This window comes from Viscerimonas tarda (assembly GCF_054601255.1).
Genome location: NZ_BAAHWV010000002.1, coordinates 78,822 through 103,507 on the forward strand (window position 1 = coordinate 78,822; position 24,686 = coordinate 103,507).

Here is a 24,686-nt window from a genome sequence, read left to right on the forward strand (position 1 = left end):
CGAGCTTCACAGCCCATCCTTTTCCTAGCTAATAAACAATCCTCTGGGATTTCACCAGAAATAAATATAAAACGCCGCGGTGATGGCCAAGATAATAGTAGTGTGAATAATATCCCACTTATCCCAGCTCGCGCGGGTTTGCGCTTTTTGCTCCGGATCAACCGAACCAAATGTAAGTCCTTGTATTTGTGCCGCCGGCGCTGCTTTTGTAAATTTACTTACCAGCATAATCACAATAATACAAACTAAAAACATTCCTCCACAGAAGAATAACCAGTTGACATCATAGAACAAATACTTGAACCAGTTGTCTCCACTTGTTAATCCGGCTTCGGACGTATAATATACTTTTGCTCCCAAACGTGTAATACCGATAATAAAACCGGATATTAATCCCCACATACCTCCCTTGGGTGTAATCCTTTTCGATAGAATTCCCAACAGGAATGCCGCGGCAATACCGGGAGCAAGAACCGATTGAACATCTTGCAAATAGTTATAAAGCACCGACCCTACACTTTTCATCACAGGAATCCAGAGAATACCGAGTATCACAATTACAACAGTTGCTAACCTGCCGACTTGCAATAATGTCTTTTCTGAGGCCTGTGGCTTGACTCTTTTATAGAAGTCAATGGTAAATAACATGGCCGACGAATTAAACAATGATGCTAAAGAACTCATTAAGGCTGCTAAGATACCACAAACTACCAAACCTTTGACACCTGCGGGCAATAATTTTGCAACTAATGTTGGAAATGCTGCATCGGCGGACGACATTGTGAAAACTTCCCCATTAACAACAACTCCATTTTTCATCATTGCAAAGGCAATCATACCCGGGATAAGGAACAGAAACACAGGCGTTAGCTTTAGGTAGGCTCCGAATATTGTACCTCTACGGGCTTGCTTTTCATCTCTTCCCGACAAAACCCGCTGCACAATATACTGGTCGGTACACCAATACCAAAATCCGATAATAGATGAACCTATCAGTACTCCCAACCAAGGGAAGTTTTCATCACTATTGCTCCTTATCAGATTTGTCATGCTATCCCCGTATTCGTTTACAGGTGTTGCACGTGTTGCCTCAAGTACAGCATCCCATCCTCCAACAGCCTGAAGACCAAGTACCAAGATTATTATTGATCCTAACAACAATATCGGCGTTTGTAACACCGATGTGTAAAGAACCGATTTCATTCCTCCTATCACCGTATAAAGCGCCGTGATTAACACTAAGCCTATTGCGGCAATCCAGAAGAAATCAATACCAAACATTTGGTCGATACCAAACACCTCTTTAAATACAAGACCTCCCGCATACACGGTTACTGCAACTTTGGTGAGTACATAACTAACCAACGAAATAACCGAAAGTATAGTTCTCGACTCCTTATTGTATCTTCTTTCCAAAAATTCGGGCATGGTCAACACCATACTTCTCGAATAAAAAGGTACAAATACCCACCCCAAAATCAAGATCATCCAACCTTGAATTTCCCAATGAGCCATCGCCATCCCACTCGAAGCCCCTGCTCCTGCGAGACCAATTAAATGCTCGGATCCAATGTTAGAAGCGAAAATCGAAGCGCCAATAGCGAGCCATGTCGCATCTCTTCCTGCTAAAAAATAATCACCCGAACTATCTTGCTTTTGCTTAAACACCCAAATGACGATCGCAACAAGCAACAGTGCAAATATACTAATTACAATCCAATCTAACAACGCCATAACAATATAAGGTTATAAGTTTATAATTTATTAAATAATTCACGCTCTGTAAATCGTCCTAATTTCAGGTACCTTTCATACAAAGCCATATAGGTTTTGTGATTTTCCTTATCAGGAAAGTACTCGAAAGCGAAGCCTAGTCCCATTTTTTGCTGAGCGGTCTCAATATCGGGATATACTCCGGCGACAACTGCTGCAAACATGGCTGCCCCAAAAGCGCAGGCCTGTTCGGCTTTGGCTACTTTTATCGGCATACCCAACACATCGGCTAAGGTTTGCATCACAAAAGGCGATTTCAGGGAGATTCCCCCGATACCGATTACGGTGTCTATTTCAATTCCATTTTCGATAAAACGGTCGATAATCGCTTTTGAACCGAAAGCCGTAGCTTCGACCAGCGCCTTGAAAATAAGCGGCGCAGAGCTTGCCAGATTTAATCCGCTTATTGTACCTTTCACCAGTTGATTGGCATCGGGCGTACGGCGGCCATTCATCCAATCGACAGCCAGAATTCCACTTTCGGATACCGGAATAAGCATCGCTTCTTTAGACAAAACCGGAATAATTTTATCGAGCGTTTCTTCTATCAGTTTTTCTTTTGTTTCGCCATCAATCAGCAACGATTCCCTGATAATATTTTCGACAGGCCAGGCTATCACCGACTTAAACCAGGCATAAATGTCGCCAAAACCCGATTGTCCGGCTTCTAAGCCTATCATGCCGGGAATAACCGAACCGTCAACTTGTCCGCAGATGCCGGGTACGAGTTTGCCCTCCATATCTTTGTAAGGCGCCACCATAATATCGCAGGTGGACGTTCCGATAACACGCACAAAAGCTTTGGGGCCAATTTCGGCTCCAACAGCGCCCATGTGGCAATCGAAAGCGCCTACGCCCACAGCCACATTGGTTGTTAAACCCAGGCGCTTGGCCCATTCCGGCGTTAAATTGCCAACTTTCACGTCGCTGGTATAAGTGTCGTCAAAAAGCCGTTCGCGGAATCCTTTCAACAAAGGCTCTATGGCCACCAGAAACTCTTCGGAGGGAAGTCCGCCCCATTCTTTCAGCCACATGGCTTTGTGTCCGGCGGCGCAGCGACCTCTGATAATTTCGGCGGGTTTTGTTTTACCGGTAATCAAGGCCGGCATCCAGTCGCAATGCTCTATCCAGCTGTAGGCATCCTGTCGGATTGTTTCGTCTTCTTTGAGCACATGCGCTATTTTTGCCCATACCCATTCGCTGGAATAGATACCGCCCTCGTAGGCTGTGTAATCAATCTCCCAGCTTTTGGCCAGTTTATTTATTCTGGCAGCCTCTTCTACGGCCGTATGATCTTTCCAGAGAACAAACATGGCGTTCGGATTTTCGGCAAACTCGGGCATTAAAGCCAGGGGTTGCCCCTCCTCATTTATCAATACAGGCGTACTGCCGGTGGTATCGAACGATATGCCCACCACCTTTCCGGCTATGTCCTGCGGCGCTTTAGCCAAGGCTTCTTTCACCGATTCTTCGAGCGCTTCAACATAATCGAGGGGGTGCTGCCGGTACTGGTTCTTGGCCGGAACGCAATATTTCCCTTCTTTCCAACGCTTGTAGTACTTCACCGACGAAGCAATCTCTTTTCCTGTTTCTACTTCAACAATAACAGCCCGGCACGAATCCGAACCATAATCCAGTCCTATTGTATATTTCATTGCAAGGCCTTATTAAGCAGGTAATACACCTCGTTCACTTTTAATTCAAATTTGAATTTATTGAAAGTTGTATCGTTGTCGATAGTTACGAGTTCGATGCCCGCAATTTCGGCATAATCTTCCAGATTTTCAACAGTCAGCGAGTAAGAAAAACTGGAGTGGTGTGTTCCTCCGGCCAGAATCCAGGCTCCTGCGCCAATTTCCAGATTGGGTTGAGGCTTCCATAAAGCACAAGCGACCGGTAATTTCGGCAAGGCTTTGGGCTCGATGACGTCCACCTTGTTGACTATCATGCGGAAACGGTTTCCCATATCCACGATAGTGGCGGCAACGCCTTCGCCGGTGTGAGCCTGAAATACCAAGCGGGCGCAAGTTCCCGAATCGCCGATACCCAGAAAATGCACTTCGATGCGCGGTTTTTTAGCGGCTATTTCGGGGTTGATTTCCAACATGTGCGCTTGAAGAATCGCGCTGTTGGCTCCATCAAAATTCAAGGTATAGTCTTCGAGGAAGGATTGTCCGCCGACTAAGCCTTGTCCCATTACCCACATGGTGCGTACCAAGGCAGCTGTTTTCCAGTCGCCCTCGGCTCCAAAGCCATAGCCTTCCGCCATCAGCCGTTGCGATGCCAATCCCATGAGTTGCTTCATGCCTTCCAGTTCGTCGAAACTGGTGGTAAATGCTTTCGCTCCTTTTTCTTCCAAGAAACGGCGCAAACCGATTTCCTGAGCGGCAGCATCGCGCACATATTGGTGTTTTTCCTGTCCCTTTTTGCAATTATCGGCAAAATCGTACAGTTTTTCGTACTCGGCAATCAGGGCATCAATTTCTGCTTCGGTAACGGCCTCAACAAATGGCGCTAATTTGGCAATTGGTGCATTGTCCACATGATAGCCCAACCGGATTTCGGCTTCCACTTTATCGCCATCGGTTACGGCAACATTATTCATATTGTCGCCGAAACGGATGATACGCATATCCTGTGCATCGGCCCAGGCGGCAGCTACCCGCATCCAACCGGCAATTTTTTCGTGAGTAGCCTGGTCTTTCCAATAGCCGACAACCACTTTTCTGTTTTTGCGCAAACGGCTTACGATATGCCCAAATTCACGGTCGCCATGAGCCGATTGATTCAGATTCATAAAATCCATATCAATTTCGCTCCATGGAATTTCCTTATTAAACTGCGTGTGAAGATGCAGTAAAGGTTTTTGGAAATTTTTCAGGCCATGTATCCACATTTTGGCAGGCGAGAAAGTATGCATCCAGGTAATAACACCGATGCATCGAGTATCGTTATTAGCATCGGAAAAGGTTTTTGAAACCTCAACAGCTGAATTAACGGTTCCCTTGTAAACAACTTTTACAGGGAGAGTTCCCGAATTATTCAAGCCCTTTACTATTTCGGCAGAGTGAGAATCGACTGCAACAACAGCATCTCCACCATACAAAAGTTGTGCTCCTGTTACGAACCAAACTTCTAATTCTTTAAAATCCATGATATTTATTTTTTAAGTTATAACTAGCCCTTCCGCCCCCCGTAGGGAGGATTTTAAGCCTCCCCTACGGGGAGGTTAGAGGGGCTCATTGTCCATAATATGCGCCCGGCCCGTGTTTTCGGAAGAAGTGCTTTTTAATCAGTTCTTCGTTCATCTTCAAACCGGAATTTATATTGAATGAGATATAGGCCATTTTTGCTATTTGTTCCAGCACAACCGCGTTATGCACGGCATTATGTGCATCTTTGCCCCAGCTAAAAGGTCCGTGATTGTTCACCAGCACGGCAGGAGTATAATTTTCGTTTATGTCCCTGAACCGTTCAACAATGACCTTGCCTGTTTCCTGTTCGTAATTGCCTTCCACTTCTTCGGGCGTCATAAAACGGGTACAGGGCACAGCGTCTTTGAAGTAATCGGCGTGTGTTGTTCCTATATTCGGAATGTCGCAACCGGCTTGCGCCCAGGCTGTTGCATAAGTAGAGTGGGTGTGTGCTATCCCGCCTGTTTCGGGAAAAGATTTATACAATACAAGATGTGTAGGCGTATCAGACGATGGCTTCAGCCGCCCTTCGACAACTTGGCCTTCGATGTCCACTACCACCATATCTTCGGGCTTCATCACATCGTAAGAAACCCCCGATGGTTTGATGACCACCAGTCCCGAAGACTTGTCGATGGCGCTGACATTGCCCCAGGTAAAAATAACCAGACCATGCTTCACCAAATTGATATTGGCATCAAAGACTTCTTTTTTCAATGCTTCCAACATACGCTATTCAGATTCTAAAAATGTTTTCATCTGCAATATTAATAATAAGTGTAGAGATATACACTTATATTTCGTATGTTATAAAACATATCTCGAAAAAAAGTTCAAGATTTGATGTGGGGGGATGTGTCAAAAGTCTGTCATCCCGTGCCTGACACGGGATCTCCTGAGTAAACGTGCAATGATTTTCAGGAGATTGACTAAGGCCGATTTACGCTCCGCTCCAATTGCGGGTCGGGGGCCCGCAATGACAAAAGAATCAGTAGAGACGTGGCGCGCCACGTCTATGAACAAGGGTACTGCCCTATGCTATTGCTTAAAGGCTTTCAGCCTTAGCCTATTCGGACTTTTTTCATGCGTTTGCCTAGATACTGCCTTAACCTGAAATTTTGGATTACAACGAAAAAAAATACCCTTTCTTCAAAAGAAGACCATATTTCTCTTGATCGAATGAATAATAATACGCTCCTCTTTTCGAGCTGGACTTATCTTTATCGGCGTGTTTCTTGAGAATATCCATTTCCAGAATTCTTTTTCTGAAATTCCGTTTATCCAAAGGCCGCTGATAAATGGCTTCGTACAAGGTTTGCAGTTGTGGAAGCGTGAATTTTTCGGGTAGAAGATTGAAGCCGACCGGTTGGGTGGCAGCTTTCTTTTTCAGAATGTTGAGTGTATCGCTCAGAATGCGGTTGTGGTCAAAAACAAGTTCGTTTACTTTTTCCAATTCAACCCAACGCGCATTGTGTGTTTCACACAGCTCATCATCAAAGGTTTGCATGTCTATCAAGGCATAATAGGCGATGGAAATCACCCGCTCTCCTATATCGCGACCCACTTCTCCGTAGGCGCCTACCTGCTCCATGTATATATTTTCTATGCCGGTGTATTCGGATAATACGCGGGTCGCTGCCTCATCTATGTTTTCATCCACACGAATAAATCCGCCCATCAACGAATCTTGTCCTTTAAGGGGTTCAAAAATTCGCTTGGTAATTAATAAATAGAGTTTATCGTCTCTAAAACCGAGTATAAGGCAATCGACCGACAGGTAAAATTTTTCTTGTTCCTGATAGAAATATGGCGTCATTTTTTTTGCTCAATAATTTGAAGACTAGTACACATTATATGTATAGTCGCACAAAATTACATATAAAAATCTAATTTGGGTACATTTGGCAGGGCAAACGCATGAAAAAATTTAGTACCACTATTACGAATGAGATTCCTCCCTTTGGTCGGAATGACTCGCCTGTTAGTGGTTTAAAGGATGAGGAAGCGGCGGCGAAGCCGCCGCTTCCTACTCTCCTCTTCCCAAAAAGGAGACAGTCATTCCGACCAAAGGGAGGAATCTCCTGCTCATGTCAGCAACTTTACCGAAAGGCATAAGCAGTAAAATTTTTCATGCGTTTGCCCTGGTACATTTGGCCGATACAAAAATTCAGCGGTATTATTTGGCCCCGGCAAACTTCTTTTCCATATCAAGCAATCGCTGCTTCACATCCAATCCGTAGGCATATCCGCCCAATTTGTTACCGGTATTGACGACCCTGTGGCAAGGAACGATAATGGCTATATTGTTCTTCCCGTTGGCCGAACCTGCCGCGCGGCAGGCATCAGCCGAGCCTATCGCTTCCGCCTCGTTTTTGTACGAAACCGTTTGCCCGTAAGGAATAGTCAGAAGATACTCCCATGCTTTTTGTTGGAAGGCGGTGCCTGTTTGTTTCAGGGGCAAATCAAATTCAAAGCGTTTGCCCGAAAAATATTCGTCCAACTGTTTCTGTGCTTCCAAAAGTACAGGGCTTGTTTTTTCTTCCTTCTTTTCTGCTGGAAGAACAATACTCAGACCTGTAATGTAACCGTCTGTCTCGGCAATCTCAAGAAGACCAACCGGAGAATTGTAATAACTGAGATTCATATTTTTCCTTTTTTAGGTGATTTTTGCGCCGGTCGCCAACTCCAGTTCACCATTTGGCGCAATCTTCTCAGAAAACGCTTGGAGGGTTTATCTAAAATGTACGATTCGATATGTCGCTTTTTCTTTTCTTCGAGAATTTCATCCACTTTTATCAGTATTCCGGTTTCTTCCACGCTGCCAAATTCCTCGTTCACCGCAGTGCCGAATACCTTCATGTGTGGCGAAAGTCCCATATACGCATTCATCAGCGGAGGAATATTAATGCCCAATCGGCGGACGGCTGAGTTCAGTATCCGGTAATTCGTTTTTATGTTATCGGCATAAAACATCGTGGCCAGTACATCGTCCGAGGCGTTGATTTTAACCGATTGCTTCGGCCAGATAAGCTTGTCGGGGTCGGGGAAATGTTTTTTCATGAAGTACAGAATCATGTCCCTCGCTTCGGTGTTGTAAGTGTCGAACATGGTCATTTTGCCGAAGAAATATTTCATCGACGGGTCGGCGACAGACAGTGCGCCCAGCCCGTCCCACAGGTTGTCCAGCGCAAATATGCCTTTTGTCCCTGCCCGGGTAGTCTGGTACTCGAGCGATACAAACGAGCGCCCCAATTCAAACGTACAGGGGAGGTACTCGTCTATAAACTTTTTCGAGAAATGGAATAGATGGGAGGTTGCCAAAATAGGTTCGCCCTGTGGGTCGAATTTAATATCCGGCCCGCAAATAAACCGGTAGCCGCCCAGAATTTCTTCCGATTCGGGGTTCCAGACAATCAATTGTTTGTAGGGATTGTCCATCGTATCAAACTCGTCTATGTCGATCGAGAGCCCTGTGCCTCCGCCATAATAACGAAAAGCGATTTCCCTCAACCGGCCTATTTCGCGCATAATATTCGGCGAATTGTGGTGCGTAATAATGTAGATTTCGTTATTGGCCTTGTTGGTGTTTCGCAGGAACTTGTCCTTCGATAACTCGGCCTTTATCAATCGCTTATCTACGGGAGGAATTATATTTTCCATATAGAGTATTATGTGCTTATCAGACTTTATATTAAAGAGTAAACTTTTTCTTTCACCTCATCCGCCCATGCCGAAGGCGTTTTAGACTTATCAAAGCTTTGCCACGGAATAGGTTCTCCGAATATGATTGTGAACGTTTTATTTTTGTTTTTGAACATTTCGTCGGGCAAAAATACCAACTCAAAATTAAATTTTATTCCTAATCGTTTTCTAAGGTTTGCAAATCTATAAAAGAAATTTGAATTGCAAGCATCAAAATAAACAGGAATAACATCCCGCTTGGTTTCAATGGCTTTGAGGATAAACATTTTTTTCCACTTCAAATCACAAATTTTCCCCTTTATTTTCCGCGAACACAGTCCGGCAGGGAATGTAATCAGCTGATTATCGGATGCAAAAGCCTCATTCATTAAACCGGCAGCATTTCGCGATTGCGAGCCGTATTTATTTATCGGGACAAAAATCGACCGCAGGTTTCTGATGTTAAGCAACAAATCATTTACAGGATATTTGATTTTTTTGTCAAATTTCTCACCAATCACCGCCGATAGACAGATGCCGTCCAACCCGCCCAGGGGATGATTGGATGCAAAAATATAGCGCCCCTCTTTGTTTAGCTTGTCCACGCCCTCTACCCGGAGATTGAGATTGAAGTAATCGACAACAGATGCCATGAAATCAACCCCGTCCCGGTCGGCGTACAGGGTCAATATCTCGTTCAGTTCGTCCTGATGTATCTTTCTTTTCAGGTACGAAATGCAACATTCAGGTATTTTTCTGTAAATTTCAGGGGCTTTCCCTTTTATGACTTTGTCTAAATCAATTAATTTCTGCTCTTCCACTTTTATGCCTGTTTTCAATACATTATTGCCGCCCGTAAAATTAACACTTTTCGCGGAAATACAGCAGAAAAAAAGATAAAAATCCAATTGATTATACGAATCATATACGCAAGCAGCTATCTCCTGAATAGAGGGTTGAAGATTATAAATATCAACCTGTTGAAAACTTTTTCAAAACTTTAGTGTTCAAAAGTGGGGGAAAGTGGATTATTTTATACCTTTACGGTCATATATATTAATGTGGTCGGAATTATGATTCGGTTTTTAGGAAATATAGAAGCAAAATTAGACGCAAAATCTCGTGTTTTTGTGCCCGCTTCTTTTCGTAAAATACTGCAATCATCGGGGCAGAACGAGCTAATTCTGCGGAAAGATATTTTTCAGAATTGCCTGGCGCTCTATCCCTTGGTTGTGTGGGAAGAGGAAGTTGCCTGCCTGCGCTCTCGCCTCAACCGGTGGGATAAAAATCAGCAACAGCTGTTTCGCCAGTTCGTTGTCGAGGTCGAACACCTCGAAATGGATGCAAGCGGGAGAATATTGATTCCGAAACGTTGCCAGTTGATGATTGGCATTGAATCGGAAATCAGGTTCCTGGGCGTTGACAACACCATCGAAATATGGACAAAAGACGGGCTCGACAACACGCTTATCCCCTCCGATGATTTTGGCGCTAAAATACAAGAACTAATGAACAATGGCTTATGAACGGCATTATAAAAGCAACCAGTTATCACACCCCCGTACTTTTGATGGAAAGTGTGGATGGAATGAATATTACCGCCGGTAGTATTTGTGTCGATACCACTTTCGGTGGTGGAGGCCACAGTCGCGAAATTTTGTCGCGGATTGGCGCCAAGGGAAAACTGCTGGCTTTCGACCAGGACGATGACGTCATGTGCAATTTGCCCAACGACAAGCGGTTGACCTTTGTAAAAGCTAACTTCAGGTTCGTTAAAAACTTTGTCCGCTACTATGGCATAGACGAAGTGGACGCTATTTTGGCCGACCTGGGCGTGTCGTCCCACCACTTCGACGACTCAATTCGCGGATTCTCATTCCGTTACGAAGACAGTTTGCTGGATATGCGAATGAATAAAAAAGCCCACAAAACAGCCGCCAACATCCTGAACGACTATACGGAAGAGCAACTGGCCTCGGTCTTTTATTTGTATGGCGAACTAAAGCAAGCGCGCAAAATTGCTTCACTCATCGTCCGCCAAAGGCAAGCGCAAAATTTTCGCACCGTACGCGATTTGTTGGATATATTGGAGCCTTTCACCGGAAAAGGGAAGGAAAAGAAAATACTGGCCCAGGCCTTCCAAGCACTTCGCATAGAAGTGAATGAAGAAATGGAAGCGCTAAAAGAAATGCTGGTTCAAGGGCTTGATATATTGAAAAAGGGAGGCCGCATATCGGTAATCACCTACCATTCGCTGGAAGACAGGTTGGTAAAGAACTTCTTTAGAACGGGAAACTTTGAAGGCAATATGGAAAAAGATTTCTTCGGAAACATCCAAACGCCGTTCAGGTTGATAAACAACAAAGTAATCATTCCCTCCGAACAAGAACAGACTGAAAATCCGCGTTCGCGGAGCGCAAAGCTTAGGGTGGCGGAGAAAATATAGGAGAAAGTATGAAATTCGACCTGAAAGAAATAAAGAAGCAAATAATGCATGTTGTAAGCGGAAGCATTCTTACCGAAGACTTCTTCTTGAAAAACACACGCTTTATGCTCTTGATATTCATGATTATAGTGCTTTATATAAGCAATCGTTATACTTGTATATCGAAAATGGGGGAAATACAGACCCTGCAAAAGAACTTGGAAGATGCCAAATACGAATCGCTGACCATATCCACCGAATTGATAGGTATAAGCCGCCAATCGCAGTTGCAATCGCTTGTCAATCAAAACGGACTGGAATTGCAAACGCCCAAAGAACCTGTATTTGAAATAGAAGAATAAGAAAGTATGCCGGAAGAATCAACTAACATAAAGAATAAGAAGGGTGCAAGAGCAATAAACCGCTACGGGATTATTGCTGTTGCGCTTTCCTGCGTCTTTGTTGCGGTTGTGGTATATATTTTTCAGATAAGGTTTGTTGAAGGGGAAATGTGGCGCGCCATAGGCGAACGGGAACGGACAATAAAAGACCGTGTTATACTGCCTAACAGAGGAAACATATACGCTGCCGACGGGCGTTTGCTGGCCACAAGCGAACCTCTGTACGGAGTCTATGTCGATTTTTTATCGGAGGGCATCAAGCACGATACGCTGATGAAGTATGTTGGCGATTTGTCGGCTGCTTTGGCCAGGAAGTTTCCCGACAAAACCGCTGCCCAGTACAAGAAAATATTTATGGATGGCTGGGCGCTAAGCCGTAAGGAGTTCGCCGAAATAGAAAAAGCAAAGTCCGAGAAATCGGGAAAGAAAGTGAAAACAAAAAGCCGCTATATCCGGATTATTAAGCGAGACGTAAACTATCCCGAATTGAAAGAGATACGCACTTTTCCTTATTTCAACAAGCGGTCGAACCAGAACGGAATGATTGCCGAAGAAAAAACCGTGCGCAAGAAACCATTCGGACGTCTTGCCGGTCGAACGATTGGGTCAATCTACAAAGAGATAAGCATGGGCGGAACCAGCGGCATCGAATTGAAATATGACTCGATACTGCGGGGCGTACCCGGAACCAAAAGCCGTCAAAAGATTCAACGGAAATGGATTGACATAGTGGATGTTCCGGCACAAGACGGTTTGGATATTAAAACAACCATTGATGTTGATATACAAGATATTGTAGAAAAAGCGCTTTATGCAAAACTGGCCGAAACCGAAGCCGAATCGGGATGCGCTGTGATAATGGAGGTAGAAACAGGCGAAATAAAAGCCATATCGAACCTCGACCGAATATCGAACGGAGCCTACGCGGAAGGAAATCCGAATGTTTTTTCATACATGTCGGAACCGGGCTCAACATTCAAGACGGCTTCGATAATGGTCGCCCTCGAAGATGGTGTTGTAACGCCGCAAGACTCGTTCTATGTGGGCGTCGGCGCCTACGCTTACGAATACAATACCAAAGGCGGGAAGCCACGCAGCAGAACAATCTTCGACCACTATTGGCGACAAAAAAAAGATAGAGGCTATCTGACTGTTGCCGAAGGAATGTATGTGTCGTCGAACATTGTTGTTGCAAAAACGATATTGAAAGGTTACAGAAATAATCCCGGTAAGTATGTACAACGCTTGTACGACTTGGGCATTACAAAAAAACTGGACTGGGACGTTCCGCTCAAAGGGAAAGAGGGAACAGCTGTTATCAGGCATCCCAAAGATAAAGCGAATCCGTGGTCGGCGACAACGCTACCCTGGATGTCGTTCGGGTACGAAACTCAGATTCCTCCCATCTACACACTCATGTTCTACAACGGCATTGCCAATAATGGACTGATGATTAAGCCATTCATTACCAAATCTTTTTTGAGAGATGGCAAGGCCGTTGAGGAATTTGAAACAGAAGTAGTCAATCCGTCCCTCTGTTCCGACAGAACCTTGAAGCAAATTCAGGATATACTGGTGGGCGTAGTGAACGAAGGTACAGCCAAAGTGGTGGATACCGACCTGTTTCAGATTGCAGGAAAAACAGGGACTGCGCTGATAGCTTCAAACGGGGGTTACAGCGGGTATTTTGTGTCGTTTTGCGGCTACTTTCCGGCTGACAAGCCCAAATATACTTGTTTTGTAGGTGTTCGTCGCCCCAAAGGCAACCCCTCGGGTGGAGGAATGCCCGGAATGGTATTCCGAAATATTGCGGAGGAAGTCTATGCGCACAATATGCGGCTATCGCCCAGTAAATGTTCCATAGATTCGGCCCTGACAAAATTGCCCCATGTAAAAAATGGGCAATACAGCAAACTGGAGACGGTATTAAAAGAACTGAATGTGGATTTTAGACTTGCGAATACCGAAAGCGAATGGGTTAGAACATCAACCGGTGATAAGTCGATAGAACTGAATAAGAATACCATTGCAAAAGATATTGTTCCCGATGTTACAGGGATGGGAGCGCGCAATGCCTTGTATCTGCTCGAAAAATCGGGATTAAAAGTCGGTTTGAGCGGTACCGGCAAAGTAATCAACCAATCGATACCAGCCGGAAACTACCTTGTTAAAGGCTCATATATAGAAGTACAATTGAATTAAAAACGGGTTGTTATGAAACTACGGGAATTATTATCAGGATTAGATGTTGTTGAAATAACAGGTAGTGATGCCCTTGATATTTCGGGGATAGCTTCCGATTCGCGGAAAGCTGTCAAAGGATCGTTGTTTGTAGCATTGAAAGGCGTTCAGGTGGACGGACACCAATACGTCTCCAATGCCATCGGACTAGGCGCAAAAGCCATTCTGTTCGATTCGGATATGGATAAATCCGAAGCCGGAGTAACCTATATAAAAGTAAAAAACTCATCCGATGCCATTGGCAAAATTGCCACCAGATGGTACGGAAACCCCTCCGAAAAGCTGAAGTTGGTTGGCGTTACCGGTACAAACGGCAAAACCACCACTGCCACGCTGCTCTACCGGATGTTTCGCCAATTGGGATACGGAGCCGGACTGCTTTCGACCGTTGCCAACTACGTGAACGAGGAGCAATATCCGGCCACGCATACCACTCCCGACCCGATTTCGCTGAACGAAATGCTGGCGAAAATGGTAGCTGAGGGATGCGAATATGTATTTATGGAGGTAAGTTCACATGCCATACATCAAAAAAGAATCGGCGGATTGAGGTTTACGGGAGGAATTTTTACCAACCTCACCCAAGATCACCTCGACTACCATAAAACAATGGACGAGTACCTGAAAGCAAAAAAAGCATTCTTCGACAATTTGCCCGAAACAGCTTTTGCCCTCACCAACGCCGACGACAAAAACGGACTGGTGATGCTTCAGAATACAAAAGCCAGAAAGCAGACCTATTCGGTAAAATCATTGGCCGATTTTAAGGCGCGCATCATCGAAAAACACTTCGACGGTACATCGCTCGAGATTAACGGCAAAGAATTGGAAGTGCATTTTGTCGGCGTTTTCAACGTCTATAACTTACTGGCCGTATATGGCGCCACCATTTTATTGGGACAGGACAAAGACGAGGCATTACGGATAATGAGCGCCCTCAAACCTGTATCGGGACGTTTCGAGACCCTGCGCTCGCCGCAGAATTATACAGCTATTGTGGATTATGCGCATACCCCCGATGCTATAATAAATGTACTGGAAACAATTCACGAAACATTGCAGGGTCGTGGACGCGTGATAACCGTTGTTGGCTGCGGAGGCAACCGAGACAAAACCAAACGCCCGATTATGGCTCGTGAAGCGGTAAAACTGAGCGATCAGGTAATTCTAACCTCCGACAATCCGCGTTTTGAAGAACCCGAAGCCATCGTAAACGATATGGCCGATGGATTAACCTCGGCAGATATGAAAAAAGCATTGTTGATTATCGACCGTGCCCAAGCAATCAGAACCGCCTGCACGCTGGCAAAAGAAGGCGATGTGATTCTGATAGCCGGAAAAGGACACGAAGATTATCAGGATATAAAAGGCGTAAAATACCATTTTGATGATAAAGAAGTGGTACAAGGAATTTTTAATTCATAGCAAAAAGAAGTATGATAACACGAATAGAAATAGATGGATTCAAATCGTTTAAGAATTTCGTAATGGAATTTACTCCTCTTACTGTAATTGCAGGGGCAAATGCTTCGGGGAAGAGTAATCTTTTTGATGCTTTACAATTATTATCCCGATTGGCAGAGGTTGATTTGAGAACTGCCTTTGGAGAGCAAAGAGGGGATGCGAGTGAATTATTTTTAAAATATGACGATAATACGGCAGCTCAGGAAATTACTTTTGCCGTTGAAATGTTGGTTGATAAGAAAATAAGAGATAATTGGGGTGGAGAAGCCGAGTTGAAATATACACGTTTGCGATATGAAATAAAAATTGCCCGCCGTAACAATGAGAAAGGATTTGAAGATTTATTTGTTGTCCACGAATCATTAGTCAATTTGAGACAGGGAGAAGATAAATGGATAAACATAATTGATAAAGATGACTTGGAGTACTGGAGACCTAAGGCTGGTCATGGTGGACGAGGTGTTTATATAGAGACGAAAGATCATAATGGAATTTCATCATTTGTTGTCTCACAGGATTTGAGACAAGGAAATACAAGGACTTATGCTGCAATAGAGGCGAAGCAAAGTCTTCTGAGTGGAATAACTACGGTGGATTTTCGGCATATTCTTGCTGCAAGAGAAGAAATGCGGAATTGGAAATTTTTGCAATTCAATCCTGAAGACCTTCGAGAACCTACCCGGCAAGAGCCGAATGCAAGTGATATGATTTCACACAGTGGGAAAAACTTAGCGGCAGCTTTGTTTCGGATAAAACAGGAAGATGAATATAGCTTAATTGAAATATCAAGGAAGTTAAATACTTTTCTGCCTGAGTTTATTGCTGTGGAAGTCTTAGATGATAGGGCAAATAAACAATTTATAATTAAGTTGAAAGGTGAAGATGGCAGGGTGTTCTCTTCCAGGGTTCTTTCGGAAGGAACTTTGCGGTTATTGGCATTATGTATTTTGTTGTATGATGATCAACACAAAAGTGTTCTTTGTTTTGAAGAACCTGAAAATGGAATTCATCCATGTAGAATCCAGTCAATGATAGATTTGCTAAAAGAATTAAGTACAGATTTTAAGGATAAAACTGTTGCTGCAAGGCAGGTAATTGTGAATACTCATTCTCCTGTATTGGTAGGAGAAATATTAAATTGGGAGAAAGATAAGTATGTAAGTATTTGGTTTGCTAATACAAACACACGTATGACGGATTTTAATAATCAAAAATATAGACTCAAAGCGACAAAGATGGTGCCCGTCATTAAAGATGCACAGGCTATCATAAGTGGGTTTTCTAATTTGGAAAAAAATCTTACTTTGGCAGAGGTAAAAAGTTATTTAAACACAAGCAATTTTTCATCTAATCAAAATTAGCATTGAACATGAAGCAACTATTAATCGGATTATATACAGAGGGTCCAACGGATATTCGTTTCTTGAAAAGTGTAATTAAAAGATCATTTGAAAAGATATGTTATGAATGTCAGGGCGATTTGGAAATATTTGATATACAAGAAATTAAGATAAACAAGTCTTCTTTTGTAGAAGATGTTATCAATGCTTCTCACAAAGGAGCTAATGATTTTGGAATTATGATACTATGTGTTCATACAGATGCCGATAATGATAGTGATGAAGGTGTATATAGGACTAAAATTAATCCTGCGCTAATTGAAATTGAAAGTACAAAGGAAAATGTTTGCAAAGTAATAATTCCTGTTGTTCCGGTACAAATGATTGAATCCTGGATGTTGGCTGATAGGGATTTACTAAGGAAAGAAATAGGAACTGGCAAGACAGATAATGATTTAGGAATATATAAACACCCCGAACAGTATGCGAGCCCTAAAGAGGTTATTAAGGATGCAATACGCATTGCAAATCAGGAAAAAGTTAGACGCCGTAGAAATGAATTGAACATTTCGGATTTGTATCTACCAATAGGGCAGAGTATATCAATAAATATGCTGGAACAAATTCCATCATATAAGAAATTTCAAGATAATATTAGAGAAGCTCTTAAAAAATTAAATTATTTGTATTGATTATGTTATACTATCTTTTCAATTACTTAAACCAGTTAGACTTTCCCGGAGCGGGGATGTTTAAGTATGTATCTTTCCGGTCGGCGGTAGCATTGATACTTTCTTTGCTCATATCCACCCTTATCGGACGTAAGATAATCAATAAACTGCAAAAACTTCAGATTGGGGAAGTCGTCAGAAATCTGGGACTTGAAGGCCAGTTGAGCAAAAAAGGTACTCCTACCATGGGCGGAATTATCATCATTATTGCCATTCTGGTTCCGGTTTTGTTGTTGGCAAAGGTTGATAACATCTATATCATCCTGATGTTGATTACCACCATCTGGTTGGGTACATTGGGGTTTTTGGACGATTACATCAAGGTTTTCAAAAAAGACAAGGAAGGACTGCACGGCAAATTCAAAATAATTGCCCAGTTGGGGCTTGGCCTGATAGTTGGGTTGACGCTCTATTTAAGTCCGAGTGTGATTGTACGTGAAAATACGGAAATACGGAATGTGGAGAATGTGATTGAGCGTGTAACCTTCGATGTAGAGGGTGTAAAATCAACACAGACTACTATCCCGTTCCTGAAAAACAACAATTTGGACTATGAATCCCTGGTCTCATTCATGGGCGATTATTCGGAGCCTGCCGCATGGATTTTGTTTGTGCTTGTCGTTATATTTATTGTTACGGCAGTATCGAACGGAGCCAACCTGACGGACGGATTAGATGGCTTGGCCGCCGGAAGTTCGGCCATTATCGGCGTTACGCTGGGGATACTGGCCTACGTCTCCGGCCACGTAGAATTTGCGGCCTACCTCAATATCATGTTCATCCCCGGAAGCGAGGAACTGGTGGTTTTTGCAGCCGCTTTTATCGGCGCCACGGTCGGGTTCTTGTGGTACAATTCCTTTCCGGCACAAGTGTTTATGGGCGATACCGGAAGTCTGACATTGGGGGGTATCATCGGCGTATTTGCCGTGATAATACATAAAGAGCTACTGTTGCCCATACTTTGCGGCGTATTTTTCGTCGAAAGCCTTTCGGTTATGATACAGGTTAGCTATTTCAAATATACAAAAAAGAAATACGGAGAAGGTCGGCGTATATTTAAAATGACGCCTTTGCACCATCATTTCCAAAAAGCCGGAAATGCAGGTATTGTCGCCAAGTTACAAAAGCCAATCATCCCCATCCCCGAATCGAAGATCGTCGTTCGCTTCTGGCTTGTAGGGATTATTCTGGCTGTTTTGGCATTGGCCACCTTGAAGATGAGATAAAGCAACAAGAATAGATGAGCCAGCAAGAAATAACATTAAGAAATGAATTTGTTTCCGATATTCGGAACATTATTACTACGTCTAAAATTAATGCGGTACGAAGTGTCGATTTTCAGCGGGTAATGATGTATTGGAAATTAGGTGAACGTATTCTTGTGGAAGAACAACAAGGCAAAGAACGGGCAGAATATGGAAGCTATTTGTTACGCAATCTGGCGGGACAAATAGAACCGGAGTTTGGTAGCGGTTTTTCAGTACGTCAACTGGAACGTGCAAGACGTTTTTATCGCACTTATCCAATTGCGTCCGCAGTGCGGACGCAATTCAATTGGTCTCAATATAAGCTGCTTATACAAATAGATGATAGTGATAAACGGGAATACTACGAATATGAAACTTTGCACAATCACTGGACGGGGCGGGAATTGGAGAGACAAATTAATTCGAGTTTATACGAACGTTTGTTAATGAGCAACGATAAAGCAGCCGTATTGAAAGTTGCTCGCAGGGAACGAATTCCTGAAAATCCAATGGAAATTATCAAAGACCCGATGGTGCTGGAGTTTCTTAATTTGAAACGCGAAACGGTTTATTATGAGAAAGATTTGGAAAACTTACTGATCACGAATTTGCAAGATTTTTTATTGGAGCTAGGCAACGGATTTTCATTTGTTGCACGACAAAAAAGAATCCTGCTTGAAGATGATGAATTTTTCGCCGACTTGATTTTTTATAATCGTCTATTACGTTGTTTCGTTGTTATTGATATTAAAACGCAGAAAATCACACACAAAGACATCGGACAACTACAAATGTATGTAAATTATTACGACAGGGAAGAAAAATTGCCGGATGAAAATTCGACAATTGGCATCTTACTTTGCGCCGATAAAAACAATACATTGGTCAAATATTCACTCCCAGAAGACAATAGAACCATTATGGCAAACAAATATCAACTCTATTTGCCTTCGGAAAAGCAATTATTGCATGAATTGAAACGTGAATTAGAGAATTTGGAAATAAAAGGAATCTTGCAGGAAGAAGACTTCGAAGACAGCCCAAACAAAAAAATAAATAACTAGAATCACAAAATAATGAGCAATTCAAAAAACAAAATAGTTGTACTTGGTGGTGGCGAAAGTGGCGTAGGTTCGGCCATATTAGCTCAAGCCAAAGGATTTGATGTGTTTTTATCCGACAGTAAGAGCCTGAAAGATAAATACAAAGCCGAATTAGTGCAGTACAATATTCCGTTTGAAGAAAACGGGCATACCGAAGAGCTGATTCTGTCTGCCGCCGAACTGATTAAAAGCCCCGGCATACCCAATGACGCTCCTTTGATTCTGAAAGCGATAGCGGAAAATATACCCGTTATTTCGGAAATTGAATTTGCCGGACGCTATACCGATGCCAAAAAGATATGTATAACCGGAAGTAACGGCAAAACAACCACTACCAGCATGATTTATCACATCCTGAAATCGGCCGGTTTGAATGTGGGCTTGGGTGGAAACATCGGCAAAAGCTTTGCCCGACAGGTGGCAGAAGAAAATTTCGATTACTATGTGCTGGAATTGAGCAGTTTTCAGCTCGATAACATGTACCGGTTCAAAGCCGATATTGCCATCCTGCTAAACATTACGCCCGACCACCTCGACCGCTACGACCACGACCTGGAGAAATATGCCGGCTCAAAAATCCGCATAGCGCGTAACCAAACCGGAACAGATGCTTTTGTATATTGGAGCGAAGACCCGATTATCAAAAAAGAAATAGAGAAAGCCAACCCGCAAGGAAGACAATTCACTTTTGCCGAGCATCATGTATTAAATGCAGCAGCTTATACCGAAAACGGCGAAATAGTCATAAATACCCCCCAGTCTGTTTTTATTATGGAACAAGATTTATTGGCCCTGACAGGCACACACAACCTCTACAATTCGTTGGCATCGGGCATAACCGCCAAACTACTCGATATTTCGGACGAAAACCTGAGGCAGTCCTTATCCGATTTCAAAGGCGTGGAGCACCGGCTCGAAAAGGTGGCCAAGGTAAAAGGAATCTGCTTTATAAACGATTCCAAGGCCACGAATGTAAACTCGTGCTGGTATGCGCTACAAAGCATGCAAACGAAAGTGGTGCTGATACTTGGTGGTACGGACAAGGGCAACGACTATTCCGAAATTGAAGAGCTGGTCAGGAATAAAGCCACAGCCTTGGTATTTTTGGGCGCCGACAATACGAAGTTGCATAAATTCTTCGACGGGAAAGTGGCTCAGATAGAGGATGCCCGGTCGATGGAAGAAGCAGTGAATAAGGCCTATGCTTTGGCGCAGGAAGGCAATACGGTGTTGTTGTCGCCCTGCTGTGCCAGTTTCGATTTGTTCAAGAATTACGAAGACAGGGGAACCCAGTTTAAAGACTGTGTAAGAAAATTATAATTCGGAAATTTTATTAATTATGGATTTCTTTAGTAAAACATTCAGGGGAGATAAAACAATATGGTGTATATTCGCCGCATTGTGTTTTATATCTTTGCTCGAAATTTTTAGCGCAACCAGTACCATTGTTTATAAACAACAAGACCAATGGGGGCCTATCTTGCGTCATGCTACCTTTCTGTTGATAGGTTTTGGCGGCGTCATGTTTTTACAAAGAATTCCTACCCGATACTTCTCGGGATTAATACTAATATTACCTTTGTCGTGGATATTGCTTGGTCTGACCTTTGTTATGGGCGAAAATGTGAATGGGGCGCAACGCTGGCTGGGTGTGGGGGCGTTTAGTTTCCAACCTTCCGAAATTGCTAAAATAGCGGCTATTGGGTTTGTTGCCTTTTTCCTGAGCAAAGTGAATGCCGAGAACGAGAAAAAGATGTTCAAAATCATGATTATAGGAGTTGTGATTACCTGTATGATTATTTTCTCCGAAAACTTGTCCACAGCAATTTTGTTATTTATGGTATGTTTCCTGATGATGTTTATCGGACAAATATCGTGGCGACGATTGGGAGCCATTGTCTTGGTCGGAAGTTTAGCCGGATTGCTTTTGGTCGGAACGCTTAAAATCATGCCTGCCGATGTAATAAAGAATTATTTCCCCGATAGGTTTGAAACATGGAAAAACCGGATAGACAGGCATACGGATGCATCGGAACTTAATGCCGCGGGCGGAAATGTGGAGGAATACAATATTGAAGATAATTTTCAGGTAACACATGCCAAGATAGCCATCGCAAACGGCGGAATAATCGGGCTTCCCGGCAGCGGCGCCGAGCGCGATTTCCTGCCACAGGCCTATTCCGATTTTATATTTGCGATTATATTGGAGGAAATGGGATTAGCCGGAGGGTTGTTTGTGTTGTTATTGTATTTGGCGCTTATGTTCAGGGTGGGCATATTGGCCAATAAATGCAAAAAGCTTTTCCCGAAGTATTTGCTGTTGGGGGCGGGCTTGATTCTGACAATACAAGCTTTAATCAATATGGCTGTCGCCGTCAATTTAATGCCTGTAACCGGTCAGCCCTTACCATTAATCAGCCGTGGCGGGAGTTCTACTGTGATGACATGCATCTATTTTGGCATAATTTTGGCCTGCTCTAATTTTAAGGAAGAAGAGCACGAAGATGCAGACGAAGGCATTGCTAACGTACAATACGAATAAATAAAGCATAAGAATCAGGTGTTTTTAATAATAGTGAAAAGATGAAAGCTTTAAAGATTATAATAAGCGGAGGGGGAACAGGAGGACATATCTTCCCTGCAATATCTATTGCAGATGCGCTAAAAAAACGATTCCCCCATGTTGAGATTCTTTTTGTTGGCGCCGAAGGTCGCATGGAAATGCAGCGGGTGCCGGATGCCGGATATAGAATTGTCGGCTTGCCTGTTTCGGGATTTAACCGGAAAAGCCTGCTAAAAAACTTCAGCGTGCTATGGAAGCTTCAGAAAAGCCTTCGTATGGCGAAAAAAATTATTAAAGACTTTAAGCCGATTGCTGCCATTGGTGTTGGCGGTTATGCCAGCGGGCCATTGCTAAAAGTTGCTTCGGCAAATCACATTCCTATTCTTATACAAGAGCAGAACTCCTATCCGGGTGTTACCAATAAACTCCTGGCCAATCGTGCCGATGTAATTTGCGTGGCATACGAAGGGATGGATAAATTTTTCCCCAAAGAAAAAATTGTACTGACCGGAAATCCTTGCCGAAACCACCTGCTGTCGGATGTGTCAAGAGAAGAATCGGCCAAGTATTTCGATCTTCATCCCGGGAAGAAAACCATACTGGTGATAGGCGGCAGTTTAGGCTCAAGAACCCTGAACCGGAGTATCAGCAAACATTTGTACAACATCAACAACTCCGACATTCAGATTATCTGGCAAGCCGGCGATTTATTTTTTCACGACATATTTTTGGAGATCCAAGACCATCAAAATAAAAATATTCATCTCTGTACCTTTATCAACAGGATGGATTATGCCTACAAAGCCGCCGACCTTGTTATTTCCAGAGCCGGAGCGGGAGCCATTTCCGAACTCTGCTTATTGGCTAAGCCTGTCATATTGGTGCCGTCTCCCAACGTAGCCGAAGACCATCAAACGAAAAATGCAATGGCGCTTGTTTCAAAAAATGCCGCGCTTCTTGTAAGGGATGATGAAGCCGAAGATAAACTGATAAATATGGCATTTGAAACAGTAAACGATCCGGAAAAATTGAAACTGCTGTCCAAAAACATATCGCAACTAGCCCAACACGATTCGGCTAACCGCATTGTTAACGAACTGGTAGAAATAATTGAGACTAAATTGGATAATAACAAATGATGGGAACTATTAAATCGGTCTGTTTTCTGGGTATAGGTGGCATTGGCATGAGTAACCTGGCCCGCTATTTTATGTCGAAAAAGATACCGGTTGCCGGTTACGACCGGACAGAAACGGCGTTGACCAAAGAACTGGTTGCAGAAGGCGCTATTATTCATTATCAGGACGATACGGCGCTAATTCCCGCGTTTTGCAAAGACAAGGATACGAGCCTGATTGTTTATACACCCGCTATTCCGGGCGACAGCAACGAACTGGCTTTTTTCCGAAACAACGAATTTACGATTCAGAAACGGGCGCAGGTGCTTGGCGAAATCACCAAATCGAGCAAGGCCTTGTGTTGTGCCGGAACGCATGGCAAAACAACCACTTCGAGTATGCTTGCCCATATTCTTCGGCAATCGCACCTCGATTGCAACGCTTTTCTGGGTGGCATACTGAAGAATTACGACAACAACCTGCTATTGTCGGACAAAAGTGAATTTACGGTTGTGGAGGCCGACGAATACGACCGGTCTTTTCACTGGTTGCATCCCTATATGGCGCTAATCACATCCGCCGACCCCGATCACCTGGATATTTACGGCGCCGAAGAAGAATACCTGAAAAGTTTCGAGCATTTTACCAGCCTGATACGTCCCGAAGGCGCATTGGTTATCAAACACAATATAAAGCTGGCGCCTGAAACCGGTAAGTCGGTTCGTGTATATACCTATTCGATGGAGAGGGGCGATTTTCATGCAAAAAACATCCGAATTGGCAGTGGTTCAATCCGTTTCGATTTTGTTACCCCGAAAGAAACAATTGTAAATATAGAACTTGGCGTTCCGGTCAGGATTAATATAGAGAATGCCGTGGGCGCCATGGCCATTGCTTGGCTGAATGGCGCTACTGCCACCGAACTTCGTGGGGCGATTGCTACCTTCCAAGGAGCAAAACGCCGTTTCGATTTTCTGCTGAAAACAGACAAGCTGGCGCTGATAGACGATTACGCCCATCATCCCGAAGAACTGGCGGCGTCCATTACTTCGGTCAAGGAACTGTATCCCGACAAAAAAGTAACCGGCGTTTTTCAACCGCATCTCTATAGCCGGACAAAAGACTTTGCCGACGACTTTGCCCGAAGCCTGTCGTTGCTCGACGAACTGGTTCTACTGGATATTTATCCGGCGCGCGAAAAACCGATTGAGGGCGTAACATCGAAAATTATATTCGACAACGTAACCTGCAAAAAAACACTTTGCCGAAAAGACGAATTACTGGCTATATTGAATGACAAAAAAGATATTGAAGTCCTCTTAACCCTGGGAGCAGGAGACATCGACCAACTGCTTCCACAGATAAAAGAGTTGCTTGAAAATAAACTGAAAAATGAGTAATTAAT

The 24,686-nt window shown here is 43.5% G+C and carries 22 protein-coding genes; 14 read left to right on the forward strand and 8 right to left on the reverse strand.

What is annotated here, in order from left to right:
* Positions 1-51: 51 nt before the first annotated feature.
* The 5 genes from ACYPWY_RS01150 to ACYPWY_RS01170 all read right to left on the reverse strand — a co-directional run bounded on the left by ACYPWY_RS01150 (position 52) and on the right by ACYPWY_RS01170 (position 6,783).
* A complete protein-coding gene (locus ACYPWY_RS01150; RefSeq protein ID WP_459683485.1) occupies positions 52-1,734 on the reverse strand; it encodes a sodium:solute symporter in 1,683 nt (560 codons plus the stop codon).
* Positions 1,735-1,754: 20 nt separating this feature from the next.
* The gene (locus ACYPWY_RS01155) at positions 1,755-3,428 is read right to left on the reverse strand and encodes a ribulokinase (protein WP_459683487.1); all 1,674 of its coding nucleotides are present in this window, start codon (positions 3,426-3,428) and stop codon (positions 1,755-1,757) included.
* Positions 3,425-4,927, reverse strand: coding sequence for an L-arabinose isomerase (gene araA, locus ACYPWY_RS01160; protein ID WP_459683489.1), 1,503 nt, complete (start codon positions 4,925-4,927; stop codon positions 3,425-3,427). The genes ACYPWY_RS01155 and araA overlap by 4 nt, the downstream gene beginning before the upstream one ends.
* 85 nt (positions 4,928-5,012) lie before the next feature.
* Positions 5,013-5,696: an L-ribulose-5-phosphate 4-epimerase gene (locus ACYPWY_RS01165; protein ID WP_459683490.1), complete on the reverse strand. Its 684-nt coding sequence runs from the start codon at positions 5,694-5,696 to the stop codon at positions 5,013-5,015.
* Between the two features lie 394 nt (positions 5,697-6,090).
* Positions 6,091-6,783, reverse strand: coding sequence for an NUDIX hydrolase (locus tag ACYPWY_RS01170; RefSeq protein WP_459683491.1), 693 nt, complete (start codon positions 6,781-6,783; stop codon positions 6,091-6,093).
* Positions 6,784-6,884: 101 nt separating this feature from the next.
* On the opposite strand from ACYPWY_RS01170, the gene ACYPWY_RS01175 reads away from it, so the two are divergent.
* On the forward strand, positions 6,885-7,082 hold the full coding sequence (locus ACYPWY_RS01175; protein ID WP_459683492.1) for a hypothetical protein: 198 nt from the start codon (positions 6,885-6,887) through the stop codon (positions 7,080-7,082).
* A 61-nt stretch (positions 7,083-7,143) separates the two neighbouring features.
* Here the strand turns inward: ACYPWY_RS01175 and ACYPWY_RS01180 are convergent, their stop codons facing one another.
* Genes ACYPWY_RS01180 through ACYPWY_RS01190 form a run of 3 tightly spaced genes read right to left on the reverse strand, consistent with a single transcriptional unit; the run spans position 7,144 to position 9,487 of the window.
* Positions 7,144-7,611, reverse strand: a complete 468-nt coding sequence (locus ACYPWY_RS01180; protein WP_459683493.1) for a methylated-DNA--[protein]-cysteine S-methyltransferase — start codon at positions 7,609-7,611, stop codon at positions 7,144-7,146.
* A complete protein-coding gene (locus tag ACYPWY_RS01185) occupies positions 7,608-8,627 on the reverse strand; it encodes a GNAT family N-acetyltransferase (RefSeq protein ID WP_459683495.1) in 1,020 nt (339 codons plus the stop codon). The genes ACYPWY_RS01180 and ACYPWY_RS01185 overlap by 4 nt, the downstream gene beginning before the upstream one ends.
* Before the next feature lie 26 nt (positions 8,628-8,653).
* A complete protein-coding gene (locus ACYPWY_RS01190) occupies positions 8,654-9,487 on the reverse strand; it encodes a 1-acyl-sn-glycerol-3-phosphate acyltransferase (RefSeq protein ID WP_459683496.1) in 834 nt (277 codons plus the stop codon).
* Between the two features lie 234 nt (positions 9,488-9,721).
* Between ACYPWY_RS01190 and ACYPWY_RS01195 the strand changes: the two genes are divergently transcribed.
* The 13 genes from ACYPWY_RS01195 to murC are packed head-to-tail and all read left to right on the forward strand — an operon-like array spanning position 9,722 to position 24,681.
* Positions 9,722-10,174: a division/cell wall cluster transcriptional repressor MraZ gene (locus ACYPWY_RS01195; protein ID WP_459683498.1), complete on the forward strand. Its 453-nt coding sequence runs from the start codon at positions 9,722-9,724 to the stop codon at positions 10,172-10,174.
* The gene (gene rsmH, locus ACYPWY_RS01200) at positions 10,171-11,094 is read left to right on the forward strand and encodes a 16S rRNA (cytosine(1402)-N(4))-methyltransferase RsmH (RefSeq protein ID WP_459683499.1); all 924 of its coding nucleotides are present in this window, start codon (positions 10,171-10,173) and stop codon (positions 11,092-11,094) included. Before ACYPWY_RS01195 ends, rsmH begins: the two co-directional genes overlap by 4 nt.
* An 8-nt stretch (positions 11,095-11,102) precedes the next feature.
* A complete protein-coding gene (locus ACYPWY_RS01205) occupies positions 11,103-11,435 on the forward strand; it encodes an FtsL-like putative cell division protein (RefSeq protein WP_459683500.1) in 333 nt (110 codons plus the stop codon).
* A gap of 6 nt (positions 11,436-11,441) precedes the next feature.
* Positions 11,442-13,676 carry a penicillin-binding protein gene (locus ACYPWY_RS01210; protein ID WP_459683501.1) on the forward strand — a complete coding sequence of 745 codons (2,235 nt, stop codon included), beginning with the start codon at positions 11,442-11,444 and terminating at the stop codon, positions 13,674-13,676.
* Positions 13,677-13,688: 12 nt separating this feature from the next.
* Positions 13,689-15,140, forward strand: coding sequence for a UDP-N-acetylmuramoyl-L-alanyl-D-glutamate--2,6-diaminopimelate ligase (locus ACYPWY_RS01215; protein WP_459683503.1), 1,452 nt, complete (start codon positions 13,689-13,691; stop codon positions 15,138-15,140).
* Positions 15,141-15,151: 11 nt separating this feature from the next.
* Entirely contained in the window at positions 15,152-16,540 is a 1,389-nt protein-coding gene (locus tag ACYPWY_RS01220; RefSeq protein ID WP_459683504.1) for an AAA family ATPase, read from the forward strand.
* An 8-nt stretch (positions 16,541-16,548) separates the two neighbouring features.
* Positions 16,549-17,211, forward strand: coding sequence for a DUF4276 family protein (locus ACYPWY_RS01225; protein WP_459683505.1), 663 nt, complete (start codon positions 16,549-16,551; stop codon positions 17,209-17,211).
* Between the two features lie 2 nt (positions 17,212-17,213).
* On the forward strand, positions 17,214-18,476 hold the full coding sequence (mraY, locus tag ACYPWY_RS01230; RefSeq protein ID WP_459683506.1) for a phospho-N-acetylmuramoyl-pentapeptide-transferase: 1,263 nt from the start codon (positions 17,214-17,216) through the stop codon (positions 18,474-18,476).
* 14 nt (positions 18,477-18,490) lie between these two features.
* Positions 18,491-19,561, forward strand: a complete 1,071-nt coding sequence (locus tag ACYPWY_RS01235; protein WP_459683508.1) for a PDDEXK nuclease domain-containing protein — start codon at positions 18,491-18,493, stop codon at positions 19,559-19,561.
* Positions 19,562-19,573: 12 nt separating this feature from the next.
* Positions 19,574-20,920, forward strand: a complete 1,347-nt coding sequence (gene murD, locus ACYPWY_RS01240) for a UDP-N-acetylmuramoyl-L-alanine--D-glutamate ligase (RefSeq protein ID WP_459683509.1) — start codon at positions 19,574-19,576, stop codon at positions 20,918-20,920.
* 19 nt (positions 20,921-20,939) lie between these two features.
* Positions 20,940-22,142, forward strand: coding sequence for an FtsW/RodA/SpoVE family cell cycle protein (locus tag ACYPWY_RS01245; protein ID WP_459683510.1), 1,203 nt, complete (start codon positions 20,940-20,942; stop codon positions 22,140-22,142).
* 41 nt (positions 22,143-22,183) lie between these two features.
* Positions 22,184-23,302 (forward strand): undecaprenyldiphospho-muramoylpentapeptide beta-N-acetylglucosaminyltransferase, encoded by a 1,119-nt coding sequence (gene murG, locus ACYPWY_RS01250; RefSeq protein ID WP_459683511.1) that lies wholly within the window; start codon positions 22,184-22,186, stop codon positions 23,300-23,302.
* Positions 23,302-24,681, forward strand: a complete 1,380-nt coding sequence (gene murC / locus ACYPWY_RS01255; RefSeq protein ID WP_459683616.1) for a UDP-N-acetylmuramate--L-alanine ligase — start codon at positions 23,302-23,304, stop codon at positions 24,679-24,681. Before murG ends, murC begins: the two co-directional genes overlap by 1 nt.
* Positions 24,682-24,686 lie beyond the last annotated feature (5 nt).

What these genes read in the sequence shown, in the direction of transcription:
- ACYPWY_RS01150 (WP_459683485.1), bottom strand. Translation starts at nt 1,734, where the DNA reads ATGGCGTTGTTAGATTGGATTGTAATTAGTATATTTGCACTGTTGCTT.
- ACYPWY_RS01155 (WP_459683487.1), bottom strand. Translation starts at nt 3,428, where the DNA reads ATGAAATATACAATAGGACTGGATTATGGTTCGGATTCGTGCCGGGCT.
- araA (WP_459683489.1), bottom strand. Translation starts at nt 4,927, where the DNA reads ATGGATTTTAAAGAATTAGAAGTTTGGTTCGTAACAGGAGCACAACTT.
- ACYPWY_RS01165 (WP_459683490.1), bottom strand. Translation starts at nt 5,696, where the DNA reads ATGTTGGAAGCATTGAAAAAAGAAGTCTTTGATGCCAATATCAATTTG.
- ACYPWY_RS01170 (WP_459683491.1), bottom strand. Translation starts at nt 6,783, where the DNA reads ATGACGCCATATTTCTATCAGGAACAAGAAAAATTTTACCTGTCGGTC.
- ACYPWY_RS01175 (WP_459683492.1), top strand. Translation starts at nt 6,885, where the DNA reads ATGAAAAAATTTAGTACCACTATTACGAATGAGATTCCTCCCTTTGGT.
- ACYPWY_RS01180 (WP_459683493.1), bottom strand. Translation starts at nt 7,611, where the DNA reads ATGAATCTCAGTTATTACAATTCTCCGGTTGGTCTTCTTGAGATTGCC.
- ACYPWY_RS01185 (WP_459683495.1), bottom strand. Translation starts at nt 8,627, where the DNA reads ATGGAAAATATAATTCCTCCCGTAGATAAGCGATTGATAAAGGCCGAG.
- ACYPWY_RS01195 (WP_459683498.1), top strand. Translation starts at nt 9,722, where the DNA reads ATGATTCGGTTTTTAGGAAATATAGAAGCAAAATTAGACGCAAAATCT.
- rsmH (WP_459683499.1), top strand. Translation starts at nt 10,171, where the DNA reads ATGAACGGCATTATAAAAGCAACCAGTTATCACACCCCCGTACTTTTG.
- ACYPWY_RS01205 (WP_459683500.1), top strand. Translation starts at nt 11,103, where the DNA reads ATGAAATTCGACCTGAAAGAAATAAAGAAGCAAATAATGCATGTTGTA.
- ACYPWY_RS01210 (WP_459683501.1), top strand. Translation starts at nt 11,442, where the DNA reads ATGCCGGAAGAATCAACTAACATAAAGAATAAGAAGGGTGCAAGAGCA.
- ACYPWY_RS01215 (WP_459683503.1), top strand. Translation starts at nt 13,689, where the DNA reads ATGAAACTACGGGAATTATTATCAGGATTAGATGTTGTTGAAATAACA.
- ACYPWY_RS01220 (WP_459683504.1), top strand. Translation starts at nt 15,152, where the DNA reads ATGATAACACGAATAGAAATAGATGGATTCAAATCGTTTAAGAATTTC.
- ACYPWY_RS01225 (WP_459683505.1), top strand. Translation starts at nt 16,549, where the DNA reads ATGAAGCAACTATTAATCGGATTATATACAGAGGGTCCAACGGATATT.
- mraY (WP_459683506.1), top strand. Translation starts at nt 17,214, where the DNA reads ATGTTATACTATCTTTTCAATTACTTAAACCAGTTAGACTTTCCCGGA.
- ACYPWY_RS01235 (WP_459683508.1), top strand. Translation starts at nt 18,491, where the DNA reads ATGAGCCAGCAAGAAATAACATTAAGAAATGAATTTGTTTCCGATATT.
- murD (WP_459683509.1), top strand. Translation starts at nt 19,574, where the DNA reads ATGAGCAATTCAAAAAACAAAATAGTTGTACTTGGTGGTGGCGAAAGT.
- ACYPWY_RS01245 (WP_459683510.1), top strand. Translation starts at nt 20,940, where the DNA reads ATGGATTTCTTTAGTAAAACATTCAGGGGAGATAAAACAATATGGTGT.
- murG (WP_459683511.1), top strand. Translation starts at nt 22,184, where the DNA reads ATGAAAGCTTTAAAGATTATAATAAGCGGAGGGGGAACAGGAGGACAT.
- murC (WP_459683616.1), top strand. Translation starts at nt 23,302, where the DNA reads ATGGGAACTATTAAATCGGTCTGTTTTCTGGGTATAGGTGGCATTGGC.